The organism is Nostoc sp. C117, from assembly GCF_043099735.1.
GTDB lineage: Bacteria > Cyanobacteriota > Cyanobacteriia > Cyanobacteriales > Nostocaceae > Nostoc.
This window is the reverse complement of the sequence record NZ_CP170991.1, coordinates 6,819,494-6,841,123: the sequence shown is the minus strand read 5'-3', so window position 1 is coordinate 6,841,123 and position 21,630 is coordinate 6,819,494. Positions and strand designations below refer to the sequence as shown.

The window sequence follows — 21,630 nt, the reverse complement described above, 5'->3', positions numbered from 1 at the left end:
GTACTGCTGGTCGCGGTTATGCAAGGATTTTGGGCTATTTTACCCTCAAGTCTTGCACCTGAATATACTTCTTTGGTCAGATAATCTATATCCTGTGAGCTTCTCTTTCTTTTTCAGCAACCCCTACATAATTTTCTTGAATCAGGGTGCGAATACGAATTGTGGGTATTGGGTATGGGGCATCCCTTCTCTGCGAGACGCTACGCGAACGATTTACCTCGGCTACTTCGGCTACTTCGGCTACTTCGGCTCCGCTCAGTAAAAGTCCGCTCAGTACAAGTCCGCTCGGCACGAGTTGCTCAGGGCAAGTGGGTATGGGGCATTGGTTATTCTCCTCTGTTACCTCTTCAATTGCATCGATCGCATTTGTTAACAGATTCATAAATACTTGATTCATCTGTCCAGCGTGACACACAATTAAAGGCAGGTTGCCGTATTCTTGAATTACTTGGATTTCCGGATGTCCTGGTTTAGCTTTCAAACGATTTTGCAACAGCAGCAAGGTGTTATTCAAACCTTCATGGATATCTACTGGTTTCATCCCGTCTTCATCAAGGCGAGAGAAATTGCGTAAAGATAGGACAATCTGCCGAATGCGTTCGGCTCCCATATTCATAGAATTCAAGATTTTGGGCAAATCCTGCTTGAGAAATTCTAGATCTATAGTATAGATTTGTTGTTGAATCTCTGGTACTGGTGGGCAGTAGTGTACTTGATAAAGTTCTATTAAGTGCAGCAAATCTTGAATATATTCACGGGCATGGGTAATGTTGCCATAAATAAAATTGACAGGATTATTGATTTCGTGAGCAATTCCCGCTACCAACTGTCCTAAACTAGACATTTTTTCAGTTTGAATCAGTTGCGCTTGGGTTTGTTGAAGTTCTAACAGCGCTGCTTCTAGTTGCTGGGCTTTGTCTTGGGCATTTTCAGCAGCAATGCGACTTTGGGTATAAAGTTTCGCTTGGTCAATGGCGATCGCTAGTTGGTCTGTAACTGCTTGTAATAATTTTACTTCGTTGTCCAGCCAAGGCCGGAAGCCATTACAATAACCACAGGTAAATGCACCAATCTCGCCGGATTGAGTATGTACTGGTAGTGACATAAAAGCCGTAAAACCGAAATCGCCCAAAAAGTCCCGTGCAGTGCTTAGGCCTAGCCCATCGCTTTCAGTTTCCATATTATCAATGCGGATGATTTCTCTGTTTAAGGTTTTGGCCGCAATTAGTTCAATTTCTGCCTTAGTTGCTCGGTCGCTAAGCAGACAGGGTAATAAGGAACTTTTTGCCTCATAAACACTCTCCCAGTAAGGCATATCAGTGTTTTGTCGATACCACAAGAAGGTGCAGCGATCGATCTGGAATAAGTTACGAATCTCCTTGACTGCTGTTTCCACAATGTAATTGAGATCTAAGGAAGCTCGAATCTGGCTAGAAAGACGATTGATTAACGCTTCCCGTTGGGCAATTTCTCTAAATTTGGCTTCGCTATGTCGTAGTGCTTCTTCAGCTTGTTTACGCTTGATACCAATGGCAATTTCTTGAGCAGCAAATTCCAGGGCTTTAAAAGTTGATTCTGTAACTATTTGGCGGGTAAATATGGCTATCACCCCTACCGTTTCATCTTCAACAATCAAAGGATAGCCGGCGAAGGCCACCATTCCTTCTCGCTGCGCCCACTCTTTGTTACCCACATGGGGATCTGTCTGCACAGAGTTAGTCAGATGGGGTTTACCCTCTTCGGCAATCAAACCAATTGTGAATTGACCAACTGGTACACGTCTATGGGGACCATCAATGTGGGTATATATTCCCGAACTGACTTGTAACTCTAGCACATTATCCTGTTTGTTCAGCGTCCAGATTCGAGCAAAGGCTGCATCAAGATGTTGAACTAAAGCTTCAGTGCAGCGGCGCATCATGTTCTCTATAGTGTCACTCTGAGTTAGGGCTGCGTCTACATCGGCACGAAAATTTGCTAAACGCGCTCGCTCTGCTAATGCTTCCTCTGCTTCTTTGCGGTCAGTGGTGTCATAACAAATACCAACGAAGTTCAAAACATTGCCATTAGCATCTCTAATAACAGATGAGTTGCTTGTATGCCATCGCCAACTGCCATTTTTATGTTTTAGCCGATATTCAATTGCGTCTTGTCTTTCACCTGTTGTCAATATTCTTTGGAAATAATTTACACAGATGGATACATCATCGGGATGCACGAAGGGGACGAACGATTTACCTTGAACTTCGGCAATATCATGCCCTAAAATATCAGTCCAATTAGGGGAAACGTAGGAAAAGATTCCTTCAACCGTCAGCGCAAAAATAATGTTATGAGCATTTTCAATAATGGTGCGAAACTTGGCATCACTTTCCATCAATGCTGCTTGTACTTTGTCGCTGGTTTCGCGGATCAGAACTATAATTTGCTGCTCTGGTAATGGTAATAACCTAGCTTCAAAGTTAACATTTCCTTGTGATAAGGGTAAGGTATATTTAAAACTGACTGCATATTCAGTTTCAAGTACTTCAGTAATTGCTTGCTCAAAGCGATCGCCGACAACAGTCGGGAGAGATTCTCGCAGCCTCTTCCCCTGAAAAACTCCTGGTGGAATATAGAGACTTTCGATGTTTCCTGATTTGTAATCTAGAATAGTTCCATTACCATCAATCCGAAAGTATAAATCAGGTACTACTTGCAAAATAGCTGCCAATTCTGATGTTTTTTCGCGTAAGCGTGCTTCAACTGCTTGGCGTTTTGCAGTTTCAGCTTGCAGTTGCTCCCCTAATTTTTTTAATTCTGTTTTCTGCTTTTTTTCTTCTGTGAATTTAGCCTGTTGGCAAAATAGCTTTTCATCGTGTTGTATTTTTTTTTGTTCGTTCATGATTTGGTTAACGTAGCTTTGCACCTGTCTAGAACACACTTTGGTTTCCCTACTCTTCTGAAATCACTAAATCAATATCTCTAAAAATAGATCTTTTAAGCAATATTATTAAACTTAGTTAGTTATGTTAATTATATTAATACTTTATTTATTTTTATATGTGTGACAACTCCTGTTTTTGTGTAAATAAATTAGAGAAATCCTGAAGTTATCATTAAGATTAACTCGATGGTTTTTACTAAAATCACAAATACCCATACTTCGAGTAAATTACTGAAGCAGTTTTTTACTTTAAAGGATCTGTAAATTTATGTTGATTATGTAATTTCATGGCTGAAAGATCTGGTTCTGCTTCATGGAAACTATTTGATTAGTCAAAATTCGTGGTCTCAACCAGAAGCACCTACTTCTGTTTTTCCCTACAATTCATCTTTAGGGCGTGTTTTCAAGGTCCCATTAGATCTTCACAACCTCCCTTTTTAATTCGGTTGTGTATTTTCTACCTGTTATACGAGCTGATGCAATACGGTTCGGATAAGCATTTTTCACAATCGAGTGTGGTCTGGGGAAAGGGTAAGGGGTAAAGGGGAAAGGGTAAAGGGGAAAGGATGTATTCAAAACATGAGTCCCTTTAACCTTTCCCCTTTAACCGAACCGTATTGCGAGCTGATGGAGATTTAGGGGCATCTAAAAACGAGAGTGTCGCATTAGTTCTCAAGGGATAAAGCTGACACGGAGATGCTGAGAATTTTTAAAGCTTACAAAATTAATGCGATGAACCACTAGTTTGAAAACACGATCTATGTGTTATTGGAGGATGGCTTCTATTAAAAAATCCAGAGCGCAAGAAACCTTCGCTCTGGATTTTTTGGCAATTACAGGAGATTTCAAGTCGGTTTAAGTAGATAACAATTTGTCTCAAAGCCGGGAATAAAAGGTGTTTTACTGCTATGAAGAGTGCAGAAGGCTGTAGCGTAGTCTATTGTGAGGGCTTCGCAGACTATCTCTGGCTCCACCCTTGAATTATGAATTGTTAATTACTGGATTCTTCCCCCAGAATATTTAAAATCCCCTAGTAATTACTTAGTTGTCAGAATTGTGTGTTGAGTCTGGCGTTCCCTAATCAGCATTTTTGGGAGCTTTGAGAGTTATCTATTTAGTCAAAATTGGGCAAACTAAAACTACATCGTAAATAAAATACTCAATTCTACAAAACGTCAGTATACATTTACCCTTTTTGCTTGTTTGATCTGGCATATTGCACTATTTGTAATAATTGTCTTGATTGCCAACTGCAAAATTATAGTTTCAATCCTCTCAAAGAGGATTGAAAAAAGCTAGTTCACTGATTGACTTTAACTACTAGCCTGGAAAGCAATTTCTGGGCGCAAGAATTGAGATATGAGTTGGAACGCACTTTTCATCCCAAACACTTACAACCTGCTTTTAGAGTCGAATTTTCTATGTCAGACCCCAACATTGGTCGCTTACTCGTCAAACGCTACCAACTCCAGGAGTTAATCGGTACTGGAGCAATGGGTCGAGTTTATCGTGCTAAGGATATTTTGTTGGGTGGTGTACCTGTTGCTGTGAAGTTTCTCGCCCTATCCATCCAAAATGAAAAGATGCGATTGCAAGACCGCTTTGAGCGAGAAGCAAAAACCTGTGCTTTACTAGGACAAAAAAGTATTCACATAGTCCGAGTGATGGACTATGGCGTAGATGACAATGATACCCCGTTCTACGTCATGGAATACTTACAAGGACAAAGCCTGAACAATATTATTCGCAAGCAAAGACTGCCTTTACCAAGATTTATCAGTATGGCGCGTCAACTGAGCTTGGGTTTACAGTGCGCTCATGATGGTATCCCGGTTGAAGGCGCAATTTGCCCAATTATCCATCGGGATGTCAAGCCAAGTAATATGCTGGTGATTCAAGATCCCAGTTTTGGAGAATTGGTTAAGGTTCTAGACTTTGGCATTGCTAAGTTATTACAGTCAGATGGCGACCACACAAAATTTTATTTGGGAACTCTAGCTTATTCTTCTCCCGAACAGATGGAGGGTAAAGAATTAGACAACCGTTCTGATATTTATAGTTTAGGCGTAATGATGTTTGAGATGCTCACAGGTAAAATGCCACTGGTGGCACCAACTCACTCGTTTGGAGCATGGTATAAAACACATCACTATCAAAAACCACGTTCCTTTGCTGAGGTTTCGCCTGGATTAGAACTACCAAAAGAGATCGAAAATTTGGTGATGAGTTGTCTAGCCAAAGTAGCACGCGATCGCCCCCAAAGCATCAGTGAAATTCTGAAGGTTTTAGCATTCATAGAGCAACCTGACTACACAGGCAAAATTAGACAAAACAATCATGCGCTAGTTCCTGCAACAATTACAGTCACTACTGAGCTTGAAGAAAAGACAAAAGCCGATTTGCGGATATCCTCCTCTAACGATGAAATTGTTCGTGCGACTTCCTGGCCTCAAAATAAACCAATTGCCGATATTGTCTTTCCCCAAGCTATACATATAAATGGGGAGGTTTTACCAGCCTTGTGGGTGATGCTACCCCAACAGGAAATTCAAAAGCGCTTAGTTTGTACCCGCTATAATCAATTTCTTTTCATATCCGTTCCCCATCCGGTGCTGTTGTGGATTACTGTCATTTACAACCGCAAACACGGAGCTAAATGGTTACATTACTACCTCGATCTGAAAACTAGTCTTGGTCAAGAAATGTCCCGCTTACTACAACAAACAGGTTACTACCGTCTGTTGTTCTTTGCACGAGAAACACCAAGTCGCTGTACTCATATCCTGCTTTCTAGTGTCGCTTCTGCCCAACGCCAACGGCTGCAAGAGTGGGTCAAAATCAGCAACACCTTGATTTCCTCTGCTGACCCACAAATGAGTAAAAACTTGCTCAAAAGCGAATATGAAAAGATCAAGCCTCAAATTCTAGCAAAACTCGAAAGTATTGATACAGATTCTCCATACGATCTTTCGAGCTAGGAATAATGTCTGAAGTTTTCTCTTTAACCCAAGAGCGTTAACTTAACACATGTAAATTTTTATAAACAAAATATATATAAGAGTCTAAGTTCTAGTTATATGTATAAAGAGTGAAATGCATTATCTGTAAAACTGACACTATGTAACCCATTCGTGTACATTGAAAGTTAGTATAAATTTACGCAGGTGTGATTCTCACCCTAGATGAAACAACAAAAAATTTGACTAAAGTTACAAAGTAGATTTAAACTGGAGTCGGAAATTAACTCTAGACTGAAACAAACCTACAGTAGAAATTTTTACTCATTCTTAACTAATTTCGTGAGTTGACATTTCCCCAGACATTCGTAAAATCGTTTATCGAAGTTGACGCCCCGACATCCCCAGCTCTTTTCCTGCATTGGAACCAAGCAAGAGAAGGAGGTCGCCCACTGCGACATCAGAAAGATTCTATGCCATAGTGGAACCTGAATCTAAGCCCCACTGATGCTTAAGAAGCTCTTGATAAGTGGCCTCGCGTACTACCATTTGCTCATAGAGCTTAACTAAAAAGTCCTTAGCCTGTTCATTGCTCATATTCTGTACCTGAGTAGCAAATGAGCAAATACTGAATTGCTGTTCTAAAGATAGTTTCATGGGTTGGTTCATTTTTAACTCCGAAAAAACAACGCGTGATGGTGATATCGTTCACAGAAGTCCAAAAGGGATAATACTTGGACTTGTATCTGTCCCACATTTGTTCCTCCGTATTAAGAAAGATAACAACTGTTTGACAGATTGCCCACATCCGAAGTGTGGAATTTTTGCGATCTGATATCTTGCACCTAATTCCCCTGATATACCACCCAAGAGCGATGAGTCATATTCCGGAAAATACGCTCTATTTTGTCTTAGATAAGTATATCTACCTGCTTTACTCCTTCCTACTTTCTATAACTCTCCGTTGGGGAGAATATTAGGTATTATGCCTAATCCTCGATAGTTTCCTTGGTTAAGAAAAACTAGGATGCTTTCTTTGCCAGTATGGAGAAAACTTCCGGGGGTAGGGTCTTTAAAGAGGGTGAGGAATGAATGGTAATAAGCGTGAATTATAGTCGCTCTACCTGATTACGTGCAAGATGTCAATTTACTGAATTTATGCAAATTTAGCCTCCTTAGGTCATTTTGGAGGCTAAAAATATTTGTATCAAATTGTAAAAAGGAAAAATGCTCAGGCTGAACAAATTGGTGAGTATATTTACCGGATTTGTCGTTTGCCATTTATCGTTTGTCTTTTTTTTAAGCTACTAAGAATTGGGCTGCAATCAATGCCCAATGCCCAAATACCTAATGACTATTTTCTTCGAGGGCGACGATGACAACAGTAATGTTATCGTGTCCTCCTTGCTCTTTAGCAGCCTCAATTAGAGAGATGGCGGCTTTATCGAGCCAAGGGGTTTCTTGGAGACAACTAGCAATCTTTTGCTCGACAAGTTCTTCTGTTAGACCATCACTACATAGCAGAAAGCGATCGCCAATTTTTACATCCAGTGGTTGCACGTCAATTTGATGCAGGTCTTGACGCCCCAAACAACGGGATAATACATGACGAAAAGGATGTAATCGGGCTTCATCTGAGGTGATGTCCCCTATTTTGATTGCCCGTGCTACCCAAGTGTGGTCTTCTGTCACTTGTTCTAATTGTGATTCTCGGAAGCGATACAGACGCGAATCACCAACATGAGCGCACCAGGGTGGCTCTGACGCGCGAAAAATTATTGCTACAACCGTTGTACCCATGTCGGCGCGTTCGGGATGATTTTGTTGATCGTTCAAAATCGCTTGATTAGCGCGCCACAATGCTTCCTCTAGCAATTCTTGAGAAGATTGAGAAGATTCCCAATTTGCGACTAAATACGCCTGAATTTCGGTAGTAGCAATGCGACTTGCTTCTTCTCCTCCTGCATGACCACCCATTCCATCAGCAACTACAAAAAATCGTCCCTCTGGGTCGATATAGTAAGCATCTTGATTATTAGAACGAATAAGTCCCGGATCGCTAAGACCGGTAAAATTAATTTTCATAAATTTTTTGAACAATCAATACATACGGTCATAACGGTCAAGGCGTAAAAGTAGTCTGATCAGTATCGCTGAAATAGCTGCTGCAATTAAAGTAGGCAGCAGTGCTAACCATAGATAATTCTTAACTACTAAAATAGTAGCTGAAAGTGTGAAACCACTAATTAACAGAGCATAACTCATTGAGAGCTGAATATTACTCTGCCGCCGTAGCAAACGTTCTGTTTCTATAGATCGAACGCGGAGGCGCATATCTCCCCGTTCTAGCTTTTCTAGGGTATCCTCCAACCTACGTGGTAGACCCAACGCAGTACTACTTACTTGAGCTGCTTGACGACTCAATTCGTTCAGAAAACTATTCCCCTCAGAACCATTCATATCGGTCATAAGTTCCATTGCATATGGTTTGGCAACTTCCATAAAGTTAAACTCTGGATCTAAGCCTTTGCCTACTCCCTCCAGAGTAGAAAAAGCTCGCATCACAAAAGTGAAAGTTGCTGGAAATCTAAATGGCTGATTATAAGCTATTTCGTAAAGGTCGTCACTAATTGCCGCTACTGATTGGTTTTCAAAGGGCTTATCCATGAAATTGTCCAGCATATACTGGACGGAACGGCGTACTGGTCCCATATCATCCGTTGGGGCGATCGCACCTAAATCGATGAGAGATTGGACAACGCGATCGCCATCTTTTTGAGCAATACCAAACAGTGTTTGCATCAGTCCTTCACGAATATTGGACTTAATTCGCCCCATCATTCCAAAATCGTAGAATATCAAAGCACCACTTGCACTAATCGCAATATTTCCTGGGTGGGGATCGGCGTGGAAAAAGCCATTATTGAGTAACTGTAGCAAATAGGCTTGAGCGCCTTGACGAGCGATGATTTTCCGATCCAAACCCGCTGCTTCCAAAGCTTCGTATTGGCTGATTTTAATTCCAGGAAGATATTCTAGGGTCAAAATGCGGGAAGTCGTGTAACGCCAATAGACTTTCGGGACATTTACCCAGTCGTAGCCGCGAAAGTTACGGCGAAAAGTATCAGCGTTACGACCTTCATTGAGATAATCAATTTCTTCCCAAAGAATGCGGCAACACTCTTCATAAATACCCAGCCAATCTCGCCCCTTTCCCCACTTGGGATGGTTTTGAAAGTAGCGGGTAATTCCTTTGAGAATTTGTAAATCTATTTCAAATAACTTCTTTAATCCCGGACGTTGCACCTTGACTACTACTGATTCTCCAGTATGTAGTACAGCTTTGTGTACTTGCCCCAAGCTAGCAGCCGCTAAGGGAATAGGTTCAAAATTTGGAAATAGTTCCGGAATTTTCTTGCCTAATTCTTGCTCAATAATTCTTTCTACTTGTTCATAGCTAAATGCCGGTACTTTGTCTTGTAATTTGGCTAGTTCTTCTACATATTCAATCGGGAATATATCAGCACGGGTAGAAAACAATTGCCCAACTTTGATGAAAGTTGGGCCTAAGTCCAGCAGGGTATTGCGAATCCAAACCGCTTGGGTTTTGCGTCTTGTGGTTTGCTTGACTTCAGTTACACCACCAGGATAACTCCAAGATTTGTTGTACAGCCAAAGTTTGAATAATAAGGTCAAAACAAAAGACCAAATGTCCACAAAACGCCGTCTGCTAGAGTATTTTTCCCGATTCCAACGGTATGCTTTCTCTGAATAACCTTGTTCCATATGTTCCGTGTACCGTTGGTTTGCAACTGATATTATCTGCAAAAAAAGAGACTCTGATTACTAAATTGTCAATTGCCATTTGTCATTTGTCATTTGTCCTTTGTTTTTGAGGAATAACTAATGACCAATGCCCAAATTTAGGCAGAAGTTCTGCGATAATGTTGCAATTCTGTTCGCAACAAGGCAATTTCTGCACGCAATTCATCAATATCTGCTTGCACATCTACACCATCTGAACCAGATTTCCTAGTACCTGTGTTAGGTTGTCCAGCATTAGCAGCCTCTGCTGCTCGATTTGCCCGCTCTAGGACTTCGTCTGTAAATTGGCGCAATTGCTCTCTAGTTTCGGCATCAAATTTGCCCAGATCGCTCAAAGCATCGGTCAAGGCGACCTCTAAACGCTCATTAACTACTTCAGCTACAGCTCTGCCTACAAAAAAGGCTTGTACAAGGGGGTTACTCATAAATTTTTGTTACGTTCATCAGCAAAAGAATTATAACTTGCCTGTATGCTTTACGGCTTCTATTGTATGGGTTGAGATTTACATTGCAGATGAGTAGCAAAGTTAAGTACAAAATAAAATAATGGTAACAAATATTGCTATTATTTTAGTTTCTACTGAGTGAAAAGTTTGCCTAGGTATTAACAATAACTCAATAAACATAGATATCAATCGTTATTAGATACTAATAACGATTGATAATATAGTTCTGGTGTATTGGGTAAATAGGTTGTCATTTGCAAGGTTTGTTCTTTCAATTTGAAACTTTGGGTAATATTAATCCGACTGAGGAAATCGATATCATGAGAAATCAGCCAAAGTGCGCCTTGATAGTCATTAATGCCTACTACCATTTGTTCAACGGTTTCAATGTCTAAGTTATTAGTTGGTTCATCGAGAATCAGGAGATCGATTTCAGAGATGCCGATCATAGCGATTGCTAATCTTGCCAACTCCCCTCCACTCAGTATAGATGCTGTTTTGTGAACGTCATCGTATTTAAAGAGAAAATGTCCCAATTGTTGGCGTAAAAGCTGATAGTTGAGATTTTGATTCGCAGCTTGCATATTTTGCAGAATTGTGTACTGGCGATTTACCAATTCATAGGTTTGATCGAGATATATAGCTTTCATTGCTGATGCAAGCAAAATCTGACCTGATTCTAAAACTGCTGTTTGGTTTTGCATTCCCAAAATTGCCTTTACCAAACTCGATTTACCCGAACCATTTGCGCCGATAATTGCAAGGCGATCGCCAGAAGAAATATGCAACTGAATATTTTGAATCAATAGACGCTCTGATATCCTAAGATTTGCACCCTGAATATTAATTAGATTTCGGCGCTTTTGATTTTTTTCTTCTAGCTGAATACTCGTGACTTTGGTAGTTTTGACCTTTGTCTCTGTAACCTTTTCATTAGCCTTTGCTACTGCTGCTTCATGTTTCTTCTTCGCAGTTCCGGTAGACACCTCAGCTTTGGTTTTAATCAGTCCGGCTGCCATTTTATCAATACTACCATTTAGAAGCTTGGCGCGACCGTTGCGACTAGATTGGGCTGCGCGTTGCTGTTGTTGCATTGCTGTGGCTTGGGTACGTTTGAGTTCCTTTCTGGCGGCTTCGTGCGATCGCAATGCGGCTTCTAACTCAATTTCTTGCTGTTCTCGATACTGAGAAAAATTGCCACCATATACTTTCAGACCAACAGGTGTAAGTTCCCAAGTAACATCTGTCACCTGTTCTAAGAAAAAAGGTTTGTGGGAGACAATCACATACGCACCAGTGAAATTTAAAAGAAACTGTTTTAAACTTTCTAAGGCTTGCAAATCCATGTGATTAGTTGGTTCATCCAGCAATAATAAGTTGGGCTGTTGAGATAAACCAATGGCTAAAAATAGTTTTGTGAGTTCTCCACCACTCAAGTTAGCAATTGGTAAAGATAAGTCAATTTTTGTATGGAATTGTGTTTGCAAAATATCCTCAATATTCCACCACTCATCAGAAATAGAAATAAAAAAATTCAGTACTGTATCTGCTGTGATTTCTTGTCTAAGAGTACTAATTTGGGGCAAATAGTAAACAATACTATTAACACAAACTGAACCGACATTAGGGGTAATTTGACCTGCAAGTATCTTGAGTAGAGTTGATTTACCTACACCGTTGCGACCGACTAAAGCAATGCGATCGCTTGTTTCAATATTCACCTGAACTTTTTGAAACAAAGTTTTTTCTAAGCTGAGTTCATAGGTTAAATTTTCAGCTAATAAGATTGATTTTTTCTGCATTATTTTCAAACCTCAACTCGCAAACTTCCACCCGTATATTTACAACGACTTCGGGTAGATGAGACACAAAAGAAACTTAACCGCAGACATTGATTAAGGGGTTTGATATAGATACGAATGATGACAATATCTTTAATGAATGACTACGTGAAGTAACCCTGTCAAACTAGTTACATTTATTGTTCGTTGACATTTGTTGCCTTAGTGCAACGGGTGTTGGTACTACTTCATTGGTGCTATCTCGTTGGAGTTGTGATGAGGTTTGATATTAACTACAGTGTAGCACAAAGCAATTTGGCAAAGTGCGGGGCGATCGCCAACTACAAGACTGCTAAAATAAATCCATAACTACTTGATGCCGTATCATTTCTATGACCATAGCTCAAGAATTAGATTCTCAAGAAGGCATCTGTCAAGATGTTATATTTCCTCCTGGTGATTTATTTAGTGATGAGCCTCCCTTGGAAAGCGAACTGCACCTACGACAAATAATCTTACTTTTAACATGTCTGGAATGGCTGTGGCGAGATAGAAATGATTTCTATGCAGCGGGAAACTTGACTATATACTATAGTCCACGCCAACTTAAATCAGAATACTTCCGAGGCCCAGACTTTTTTGTAGTGCTAGGGACTGAACGCAAAACCCGCAAAAGCTGGGTAGTCTGGGAAGAAGATGGCAAATATCCCAATGTAATTCTCGAAATTTTGTCTAGCTCAACAGCGAAGACAGATAGAGGTTTAAAAAAAGAAATTTATCAAGATACCTTTCGCACACCCGATTATTTTTGGTTTGACCCTTACACACAAGAATTTGCCGGATTTCATTTAGTAGACGGAGAATATCAACCTCTAGAAACAAATGAACTTGGATATTTATGGAGTCATCAGCTAGGGTTATATTTAGGAGTTTATCAGGGACTATTGCGGTTTTTTACACGAGATCGGCAACTAGTGCCAACACCTGAAGAAACGACAGAACAAGCAGAACAAAAAGCAAAACAAGCAGAACAAAAAGCAGAACAAGCAGAACAAAAAGCAGAACAAGCGGAACAAAAAGCAGAATATTTGGCTGCAAAACTGCGTGAGTTAAATATCGATCCAGATATAATTTAGACTACTGCGATCGCCTTTTTTTATAACCTATTTAATGTAGTGCAATTTTAAATAAAAATCGGATCTTAATAGAGTTATAATTGTTCATCAATTTCAAAATTTACCCCTTCATAAATATCGCTGAAGGAAATTTGAAAATCCATTGATTTGATGGATAATACAGCATCTAGTGATTCGTATTCATTTAATAACCATTGACCTTCAGCATTTTTTTTTATTAAACTGCCCAACAAGGTATTCATATTGATTAATTATAATATATTCTTGTAGTTCCGGAAGAGAACGATAAAATCTAAATTGATTAGTTTTATCGTGATTCTCTGTCGAGTTGGATAGCACTTCTACAATCATTAAAGGATTTGTCACTTTGGTAGTGCCATTGCCCTCATATATTGGTTTTCCCTGAATAACCATAACATCAGGATAAGCGTATATCCGGTAACGCGGTATCCAGAATTTCACATCACCCATGTGGATTTTGTAATTTTTACCCCGCATTTTAAATTTAAAATTAGTTAGTACAAAAATTCAGGGCGATTTCATTATGATTAGTCGTACCACCAGCTATAGGAACTATTTCTCCATCTCGGTACTCATTTTTAGATTCTGATGTCTCCTCTATTTCTAAATATTTCTCTGGAGTGTAGTATTTCTTTTGTGTTTGTGTTTGCATAAAAACCACATTTAGGAGATAAAAATTACTGGGGATAATTCTTGGCTAAAAACTCCTTAGCCTCAGTCCTATCTTTAATCATTCTATCCAAGGTAGCACCAAGTATATCATCTAGCATTAGTCGATACTGCGCCCCTGGTTTATAACCTAATTTTTTTAAGTCATTACCATTTAAAAGTGGCTGCATGTTAGCCAAAACTGTCAAGTAATGCCATATCTGTCGCCTCATTTCTTGCTGGCTTTGCAAGGCAATTAAAATTAACATTGGTAAGTCGTACTGTCGTAGAAATTTAACTACTTGACTGGGGCGTTGAGAAGCAGTTAAAGATTTTAAGACTTCAGCTTTAGCCGTAGCTACGTTTTCTAAGCGTTTAATCGCATCCTCTTGTAATTGCAGATTTTTTGCGACTTTTCCCCGATATTGTGGTTCTAGGTGGGTGATTAACGCTTCTAAACGCATTTCCCAGTGAATTAAGTTTGGTTGCGGGTCAAATCGCCGCAAACAGCGTTCTAGCAAACGTAATTGTCGCAAAAGTGACCCATCTAGGTTCAGGGTAGGATGGATACATTGCAACGCCTTTAAGTTATCGAGTAACTGTAAAGCCGATTTCCAATAGGAGGCTTCTAGGATGTGCTTTAATTCTGTTTTCAGTCGAGTTTGTAGGGCTGGAGTTTTGCTATTCTCTTGAGTAGTGCGATCGTAAACACCACTGTTAATGGCATAGCGAATAAACTCTTCTGTTTGCGGTTCAATTTCAAATCCGAAGCGCACGGCAAAACGGACGCCGCGATAAATGCGGGTAGGGTCTTCGATAAAACTATTGGCGTGTAAAACCCGAATTTGTTTAGCTTCTAAATCGAGTAAACCACCAAAAAAATCGAGTAATTCACCAGCACGAGGGGAAGTAAGGCGCAAAGCAAGGGCGTTGATGGTAAAATCTCGACGATACAAATCTTGACGAATGGAACTCGCCTCAACTTCTGGATTTGCTGCTGGGTAAGGATAAAATTCTGTTCTCGCGGTAGCAATATCCACCCATAGAGAATCTAATTCTGGGTCTTTGTGCCACAGCAAGGCAGCAGTTTGAAAAGCCCCGTGAATTTCTAAACGGGCTGTTGGGTAAAGTTGTTCGAGTGCCTTAGCTAGTTCCACACCAGCACCAACTTCTGCTGATTTGTGAAAGCCATCAACTACGAGGTCAATATCTTTAATCATTAAGGTCTGTGCTGTGGCTTCGGCTAATAGCAAATCCCGCACCGCACCCCCGACAAGATAAAGATGCCAACCTCGTTTTTCTGCTTCTTGGGATGCTGTGGTGAGTAATTGCCACAGTTGAGGAGCAAGTTTTTTCTGCAACTCCGTGCTGAGTTCTAAATGTTGCCTTGTGAGTGATGATTGAGATTCAAGACTCAACACTCGGAACTGAGAACTGTTTTGATGCAATTCCCGTAACACATCAGTGCGGGTGACAATACCTATTAACTGTCCATTTTCTAATACTGGTAAACGCCCGATATCGTATGTCACCATCACTGACTCAATTTGTGGCAGTGTCGTATCTGGTGTAATTGTTTTGAGATTCTTAGTCATGTAGCCCTTGACTGGCGCATGACTAAACCCGTGGTGCAAGGCAATATCAATATCCCGCCGCGAAATAATACCTACTAGTTGTCCTTGGGCATCGACTACAGATAAACCAGAATGTCCATAACGCAACAAAATGCGTTGGGATTCGGCAATTGTGGTTTCAGGCAGAATCGTGCGGACAGGAGAAGACATCAAGTCCCTAGCAGTAGGCGGATGGGGAATTTGTGCTTTTACTCCGTCCAGGAGTTGTTGTAATATTGCCTGTGAATCTACTCCACGTAAATTTAGGGATGCGGCTTGGGAATGGCCGCCACCGCCTAGAAGTTGGAATAATAGATTGAGATTTGTTTGCGGAATTTGCGATCGCCCAATTACAGTTAACCGTGCATCACCTTCACCCAAAGGATACTCATTAGCTAACAGTATCGCATCAATTTCGGTTAATTCTACGAGTTGTGAAGCCAAACTCGATAATCCTGGCACAAAAGCATCGGTTCGTAAAAATACCCAAGCAATCGTATATCCACGCAGACAAAGATATTCTAAACTTTCTAGCGCCTCAGTTAGTAACTGCTGCAATTGAGGAGACAATCCAGGGTCGCGGTAGGTAGAAATTACTGATAAACTGGCATCTTGTTGCATTAACCAAGCCAAAGCTAAAGCATCCCGTGGTGTCGACTGGTCAAAGGTCAACGAGCCAGTATCAACGTGAATACCCAAAGCCATTACTGTGGCTTCGGCAGGAGTCAGGGAGACTTGTTGTTCTTGCAATTGCTCCACAATTAAAGTTGTGGTGGCTCCCACAGAAGAAATATGCGATCGCGTCGCTGGAATATCTGATTCTTGTCCTAAGTGATGGTCATAAACTATAATCTCTCTTATATTAGGTAAATCTAACCACTCAGCTGCTTTACCTAAGCGATCGCGGTGTTGCGTATCCACCACAGTCAGCGATCGAATTTTTTCTCCATTCACCGAACGGCGTTCAATCAGCGGATATTCATCCCGATGCAGCGCTAAAAAATCCCGGACAGGAGGGTGAGATCCGCCAGTAAGCACAATCTTGCTTCCTGGTAGTAAGCGTGTTAGTCCTACTGCGGCTCCTAGCGCATCAAAATCAGCTGTTGTGTGGCAAAGAATTAAATCCATAGTCATGAGTCATTTATCATTTGTTGTTTGTCATTGGTACTTAGACAAAGGACAAATGACTAAAATGTTGCAATTTCTGGTAGCTTAAAAATAAGAAGAAAGTGTTGGTGTCGCCCTTTAAGATATTCTATCTTTAGTATTCCGCTGTATTGGGAGAAGCAAAAATGACTATAATATTCCAATTCGCTTTGATAGGCTTAGTCCTATTGTCTTTTGTCCTAGTTGTCGGCGTTCCTGTCGCTTACGCCACACCTCAAAATTGGGGTGAATCGAAAAAACTGCTCTGGGTTGGTTCTGGCGTCTGGATTGGTTTGGTATTTTTAGTTGGTTTGTTAAACTTTTTTGTCGTGTAGGCGACGGCTTCGCTCTGGCGCAGCCACATAATATAAGAACTAGAGGGGCAGAAGAGCCAAGGTCAAAAGTCAAGGGAAAAAAGGAGAGATTTTTCCTTATTCCTTCTTTTTGATCTTGCTTTCCTGCTCCTCTAGATTTAAATAAGAAATGTATATTGGCCAGAAGTATAGTTGATTAAGAGGCAGTCATGGCAGTTTTCGAGGGAACTTTTACTCAAACGGAGCCTTTGCGTTTTGCAGTGGTTATTGGACGATTCAATGACCTCGTTACCGGAAAGCTGCTAGAGGGATGTCAAGATTGTTTGAAACGCCACGGTGTAGACCCTAATCCCGATGGTAGTCAGGTGGATTATGTTTGGGTGCCAGGAAGTTTTGAAGTGCCTTTAGTAGCTCGCCAACTAGCACTTTCCCATCGTTATGATGCTGTAATCTGTCTTGGCGCAGTCATTCGAGGGCAAACACCCCATTTTGATTACGTATCCGCCGAAGTTTCTAAAGGCATTGCCGCGGCCAGTTTTCAAACTGGGGTGCCAGTCATTTTTGGCATTTTGACAGTAGATACTATGCAGCAAGCCTTAGAACGAGCAGGTATTAAAGGTAATCATGGTTGGGATTACGCCCTGAATGCCTTAGAAATGGCTAGTCTGATGCGGCAATTACGTTCTAATTTGGCAGAGCCATATTCTCGTAATAACCAGCCTACTTTGCCAGTCTCTTTTCAAAGTGCCAGCGTCAGCAATTTAACAGCAGAGTCAGAAGAACTAAGTTAATAGGGTATGGGAATTAGGGATTGGGGATTGGGGGACAAGGAGATAAACAAAACTCCTAACTCAGAACTCAGCACTCCTAAAGCCCAATGCCTAATAACTAAAATTAAAAGGTTGACAATTAGAGATAAATCTGAGAGACTAGTATTTGGTTGATGAGTGCGGGCATAGCTCAGTGGTAGAGCGTCACCTTGCCAAGGTGAATGTCGCGCGTTCGAATCGCGTTGCCCGCTTCCAACTAAGACCTCTTGGAGTAAGTAAATTCCAGGAGGTTTAGTCTTTTCATGCTCGTTCAAGTGTCTGTCCAATTGAGATGCATTTTTGTGAAATGATTTCAATGTAGACAACAGATTGAATAACAAATTGTCTACTATATTCAGGTCAAGACGCTGGTTGAAATGGCGTTACCCACTTGCTAAGAAATATAAAACCCAACTTGAGAGTAGTCTAGATATTGATTAGCTTGGCTACAATCTTTATAGGTGTAGTCAATTCGTTTTGTGTCGGGTGCCAAAGAAAAATTTAGGGTTTGCTAGTAGGGTGTTATTTACAAGCGTAGCCTTCCCAAATGATTTATTTTATGGGCGATCGCTACGTCAGCTTAAAATTCTACCAGGTGTGTCAGCACAATGAATGCCCAAAAACGCAACCACATTATCTTTAAAGCGACAAATGAAGAGAAGGAAATTTTTAAACAAGATTGCTAGCTACAGGCAAAGACTACAAACAGAGAACCCTGTATTGATATGGCAATTAGACTACTTAGAGTTGGCTGCATTTACTGTTTGCAATGATGCCGATGTCTGCTTCGCCTGATGATTTATATCAAAAGAGAAGTTCTCAAGGCATTTACCAAGGGATCGTAATTTCCACAGTTTGTTAAAAACACGCTCAAGTTATTAGAACGCTTGTGCAATCTCAAAAACCCGAAAAAATAGACTTCAATACCGAATACCCCTGTCCCTGTCGTCGCCGGGGTCAGTTAATTCCGATTACGTTGACAGAAGCATTTGGTTGCGATCGCTGTCAGCAAATCTTTGTAGTAGAAGATAATGGTAATGTTCTAGAACAACTTTCTACCACTTATCCTTACAAGCGAGCTTGGCGGTGGATGGGAAATAGTTGGCATGTTGTCCATCCCCGTTTGGGAGAAAGCTATCTGCCTATAGCACTTGGCATTATTTTCGTGCTAGTGATTATATGGCTGCCATTAGCGCTGCGATTGGCAAATGGTTCCAGCATTATTGCGTGGGCAATAGTGGCGGTACTGTTGGCTATCCTACCAGCACTAATGGTCTGGCTTACCTACAGACGTTAACTCAATGACTGTTGAAGTTTTGGACGATCGCCCCGAACCGATTACTAGTGCTAAACGAGCCTATCAAGCTTCCCTCAAATTGGGGATGACAAAGGGAGCTGATAGGAGTCGCGCAGTATTGGCGATGGCACAGGCTCTTGAGCGCTCATTTGACGACATTCTCGAAGCCAACACCTTGGATTTAGAGGCTAGTCGAGAAATGGCAGTGCCAGAATTGATATTAGACTGGCTAAAGCTGACTCCCAGAAGGCTAGAGACAACTGTGGACATTTTACAACGGTTGGGGGAATTATCAGATCCGCTGCGGCGCGTCAGGAATGCTGATTATCAATTGGAAGATTCCCAGAGTTACTCCCAATTAATGCCCTTGGGAGTGATTGGATTTATTTATGAAGCATTCCCTGATTTAGGCGCGATCGCAGCGGGTTTTTGTATCAAAACTGGCAATAGCATAATTCTCAAAGGTAGTACTGAAGCTAGCCATTCTAACGCTGCCATTGCCGAAGCACTGCAAACTGCCATCGCCGAAGTTGGTCTACCCCCAGGTTGTGTAGAACTGATTACAGCCGAACATGGTGCTTCGATTCGGGATTTAGTCATCCAAGACGAGTACGTAAATTTAGTCATTCCCTACGGACGTTCCAGCTTGATACAGCAGGTAGTACGACAGTCAACTTGCCCAGTATTAAAGTCAGCAATGGGTAACTGTTATCTCTACTGGTCGCTAAATGCAAGTTTAGAAATGGTGCGCTGGATGATTCTTGATAGCCATCAGAGCGAACCAGATCAAGTCAACGCCATTGAAAAGGTACTAATTCATCGTCAAGCCTTACCATCATCTTTAGCCGTTCTGTGGAACAGCTTAATGGAAAAAGGCTTTGAAATCAAAGGGGATGCAGAACTAGTACAAGCCTTTCCCCAGTTGCAGCTAGTCAAAGAAGGCGAATGGGGAAATCCTTATTTAACTAGGACAGTAGCTTTTAAACTGGTGGATAGCTTAGAAGGTGCGATCGCCTGGATTAATCGATACAGCAGCGGTCATGCCGACTCAATCGTTACTGAATCCTACCAGGAAAGTCGGCAGTTTGCTTTAGGAGTTAATAGTGCGTCTACCTACATCAATACTTCCCCGCGGTTTTCCCGCAACCCCTCGCGGGGAGATTCAGTATTTCTCGGCATGTCGAACCAAAAAGGACATCGGCGGGGATTTATTAGTCTGGAAACCTTGACCACTGTTAAGCACATTGTTCAGGGAAATGGTAGGTTTTAAATAATTCGTAATCCATACACCAAAATTCTGAATTTGGAAATAAAACTGAAGCGCTTGCAGGTATCTTGAGCGAACTTTATGTCAAGTATTTAAAGCGGCAACGAGATGTAGAAAATAGCCTCAAAAATAGGTAGAGAAGGGTTCAAAAACTTTTAGTATAAACGAGCGATCGCCAGCACTTTATGACGATGGTTTGGGAAATTAGGCGATCGGTCTTTTATGTTAGTTTTAGTAATTGCTTCAGTAGCAAGCTAAGCTGTTACGCTTAAAACTAGTACGTTTACCTGATGACTGATGACTGAAAACCCGTCAACAGTCAAAAACCATCAAGAGTGTTTATATCCTCTAGACACGCATCAGCTTATAAGTCTCTATCTCTTCCTGAAGAGCGATCGGATTCTACTGTTATCGATTAATTGCTACAAACAATTGATTTTCAAATTCAACTTATCAACCTTTACAAGCAAGTTACTTTTGCTGATGCTGATGAATAAAATTAATATTTTTAGTTGAGATTCCCGATTTATTACAGAAGTCGAGAATCTTCTTTTTTAGATGAGTAGAACTGACAAAAATCTGGCTGAGTTCCATCAATCATCTATGCGTAACAGCTTGCGATAAAACGCTTGGGAAAAATCGGTGGCACGATGTCGTTTATAATTATCCATAAGTTCAATTAAAAAATTAATAAACTCAAAACTAGCCATCATCAGTTCATAACTCAGTTCAGCATTGCCATCAAACTGTACTCGGCAACGTGTTAAGTCTGAGGGTAGGGTAGCAACATTCCAAGAGGCGACAAAGGGGACATGCTCACTAGCTTCTATCTTTCGGTGTCCCTCCAAAACACCTTTTTGATAAAGACCGATAGCAAAGGGTAAAAAATTCCGTTTAGCGCCTTGAACATAAGGTAAGTAAACACTGGCTTGTTGTTGAGTCGCAGGCTGTATTTGCTCAATAGACATTGTTAAATATTCCTCAAGTTAGTTGGGAACTAGGGATACTAGTGGCTCTTAGTAGTATTCCCAAAAATGTATCTAAAGCACATAGTGGGGAGTGTGGGGAGTGTGGGGAGATGAGGGAGATGAGGGAGCAGAGAGGAAATCTCTGATGCCCAATGCCCAATCCCCAATAAATGAAGTTACTGCTAAGAAATATTAAAATTTCGGTTACAATAAGGCTGCATTAACTTTTATCGAGGTTGAGCGCAATACACTGAAAAATCCTCACTGTAAAGTTGTGGATGCTGTTATTGCTGTTTCTCTCAACAATAAATTGCTGCTATCTTGCGATCGCTTTGCCGAAACTGGAGTTTCCATTAGTGAAAGTCTGACTTTACAAGCTTCCTGCCCAAGTGGCTATCAAAGGAATCAAGCCTCTGTTTAAGAGTGGCAAAGATATTAACGCTAGGTAATTAAGCAGAGTGGCGGTGAAAACAAAA

The 21,630-nt window shown here is 41.0% G+C and carries 15 protein-coding genes, 1 tRNA gene and 1 pseudogene; 8 read left to right on the top strand and 9 right to left on the bottom strand.

Annotated features, from left to right (window positions below):
- Positions 1-85 precede the first annotated feature (85 nt).
- Positions 86-2,884, bottom strand: coding sequence for a PAS domain S-box protein (locus ACFG4S_RS29260; protein ID WP_392532399.1), 2,799 nt, complete (start codon positions 2,882-2,884; stop codon positions 86-88).
- A 1,463-nt stretch (positions 2,885-4,347) separates the two neighbouring features.
- Here ACFG4S_RS29260 and ACFG4S_RS29255 point away from each other — a divergent pair.
- Positions 4,348-5,904: a serine/threonine-protein kinase gene (locus ACFG4S_RS29255; protein WP_392532398.1), complete on the top strand. Its 1,557-nt coding sequence runs from the start codon at positions 4,348-4,350 to the stop codon at positions 5,902-5,904.
- A 450-nt stretch (positions 5,905-6,354) separates the two neighbouring features.
- Here the strand turns inward: ACFG4S_RS29255 and ACFG4S_RS29250 are convergent, their stop codons facing one another.
- The 5 genes from ACFG4S_RS29250 to abc-f form a co-directional block, all read right to left on the bottom strand.
- On the bottom strand, positions 6,355-6,552 hold the full coding sequence (locus ACFG4S_RS29250) for an NblA/ycf18 family protein (RefSeq protein ID WP_392532397.1): 198 nt from the start codon (positions 6,550-6,552) through the stop codon (positions 6,355-6,357).
- 678 nt (positions 6,553-7,230) lie between these two features.
- Positions 7,231-7,968 (bottom strand): Stp1/IreP family PP2C-type Ser/Thr phosphatase, encoded by a 738-nt coding sequence (locus tag ACFG4S_RS29245; RefSeq protein WP_392532396.1) that lies wholly within the window; start codon positions 7,966-7,968, stop codon positions 7,231-7,233.
- A gap of 15 nt (positions 7,969-7,983) precedes the next feature.
- Complete coding sequence (locus ACFG4S_RS29240; protein ID WP_392532395.1) at positions 7,984-9,669, bottom strand: ABC1 kinase family protein; 1,686 nt, start codon at positions 9,667-9,669, stop codon at positions 7,984-7,986.
- Positions 9,670-9,806: 137 nt separating this feature from the next.
- Positions 9,807-10,133: a DUF6825 family protein gene (locus tag ACFG4S_RS29235; protein ID WP_392532394.1), complete on the bottom strand. Its 327-nt coding sequence runs from the start codon at positions 10,131-10,133 to the stop codon at positions 9,807-9,809.
- A 206-nt stretch (positions 10,134-10,339) separates the two neighbouring features.
- Entirely contained in the window at positions 10,340-11,956 is a 1,617-nt protein-coding gene (gene abc-f / locus ACFG4S_RS29230; protein WP_392532393.1) for a ribosomal protection-like ABC-F family protein, read from the bottom strand.
- A gap of 371 nt (positions 11,957-12,327) precedes the next feature.
- Between abc-f and ACFG4S_RS29225 the strand changes: the two genes are divergently transcribed.
- A complete protein-coding gene (locus ACFG4S_RS29225; protein ID WP_392532392.1) occupies positions 12,328-13,071 on the top strand; it encodes a Uma2 family endonuclease in 744 nt (247 codons plus the stop codon).
- A 74-nt stretch (positions 13,072-13,145) separates the two neighbouring features.
- Here the strand turns inward: ACFG4S_RS29225 and ACFG4S_RS29220 are convergent.
- Together ACFG4S_RS29220 and ACFG4S_RS29215 are read right to left on the bottom strand one after the other, a co-directional pair.
- Positions 13,146-13,744 (bottom strand): annotated as a pseudogene (locus ACFG4S_RS29220) (Uma2 family endonuclease).
- Between the two features lie 25 nt (positions 13,745-13,769).
- A complete protein-coding gene (locus ACFG4S_RS29215; RefSeq protein WP_392536104.1) occupies positions 13,770-16,481 on the bottom strand; it encodes a CBS domain-containing protein in 2,712 nt (903 codons plus the stop codon).
- Between the two features lie 164 nt (positions 16,482-16,645).
- Here ACFG4S_RS29215 and psbZ point away from each other — a divergent pair, with 164 nt between their 5' ends.
- The 5 genes from psbZ (at position 16,646) to ACFG4S_RS29190 (ending at position 20,189) form a co-directional block, all read left to right on the top strand.
- Positions 16,646-16,834, top strand: coding sequence for a photosystem II reaction center protein PsbZ (psbZ, locus tag ACFG4S_RS29210; protein WP_179068007.1), 189 nt, complete (start codon positions 16,646-16,648; stop codon positions 16,832-16,834).
- 188 nt (positions 16,835-17,022) lie between these two features.
- Positions 17,023-17,604 carry a 6,7-dimethyl-8-ribityllumazine synthase gene (gene ribH / locus ACFG4S_RS29205; RefSeq protein ID WP_392532391.1) on the top strand — a complete coding sequence of 194 codons (582 nt, stop codon included), beginning with the start codon at positions 17,023-17,025 and terminating at the stop codon, positions 17,602-17,604.
- Between the two features lie 158 nt (positions 17,605-17,762).
- Positions 17,763-17,834: transfer RNA gene (locus tag ACFG4S_RS29200), tRNA-Gly, on the top strand.
- Positions 17,835-18,511: 677 nt separating this feature from the next.
- Positions 18,512-18,919 carry a hypothetical protein gene (locus tag ACFG4S_RS29195; protein ID WP_392532390.1) on the top strand — a complete coding sequence of 136 codons (408 nt, stop codon included), beginning with the start codon at positions 18,512-18,514 and terminating at the stop codon, positions 18,917-18,919.
- A 4-nt stretch (positions 18,920-18,923) separates the two neighbouring features.
- Positions 18,924-20,189 (top strand): glutamate-5-semialdehyde dehydrogenase, encoded by a 1,266-nt coding sequence (locus ACFG4S_RS29190; protein WP_392532389.1) that lies wholly within the window; start codon positions 18,924-18,926, stop codon positions 20,187-20,189.
- Between the two features lie 590 nt (positions 20,190-20,779).
- Here ACFG4S_RS29190 and ebsA read toward each other — a convergent pair.
- Positions 20,780-21,154 carry a type IV pilus biogenesis protein EbsA gene (ebsA, locus tag ACFG4S_RS29185; RefSeq protein ID WP_392532388.1) on the bottom strand — a complete coding sequence of 125 codons (375 nt, stop codon included), beginning with the start codon at positions 21,152-21,154 and terminating at the stop codon, positions 20,780-20,782.
- Between the two features lie 274 nt (positions 21,155-21,428).
- On the opposite strand from ebsA, the gene ACFG4S_RS29180 reads away from it, so the two are divergent.
- A complete protein-coding gene (locus ACFG4S_RS29180) occupies positions 21,429-21,575 on the top strand; it encodes a hypothetical protein (RefSeq protein WP_392532387.1) in 147 nt (48 codons plus the stop codon).
- Positions 21,576-21,630 lie beyond the last annotated feature (55 nt).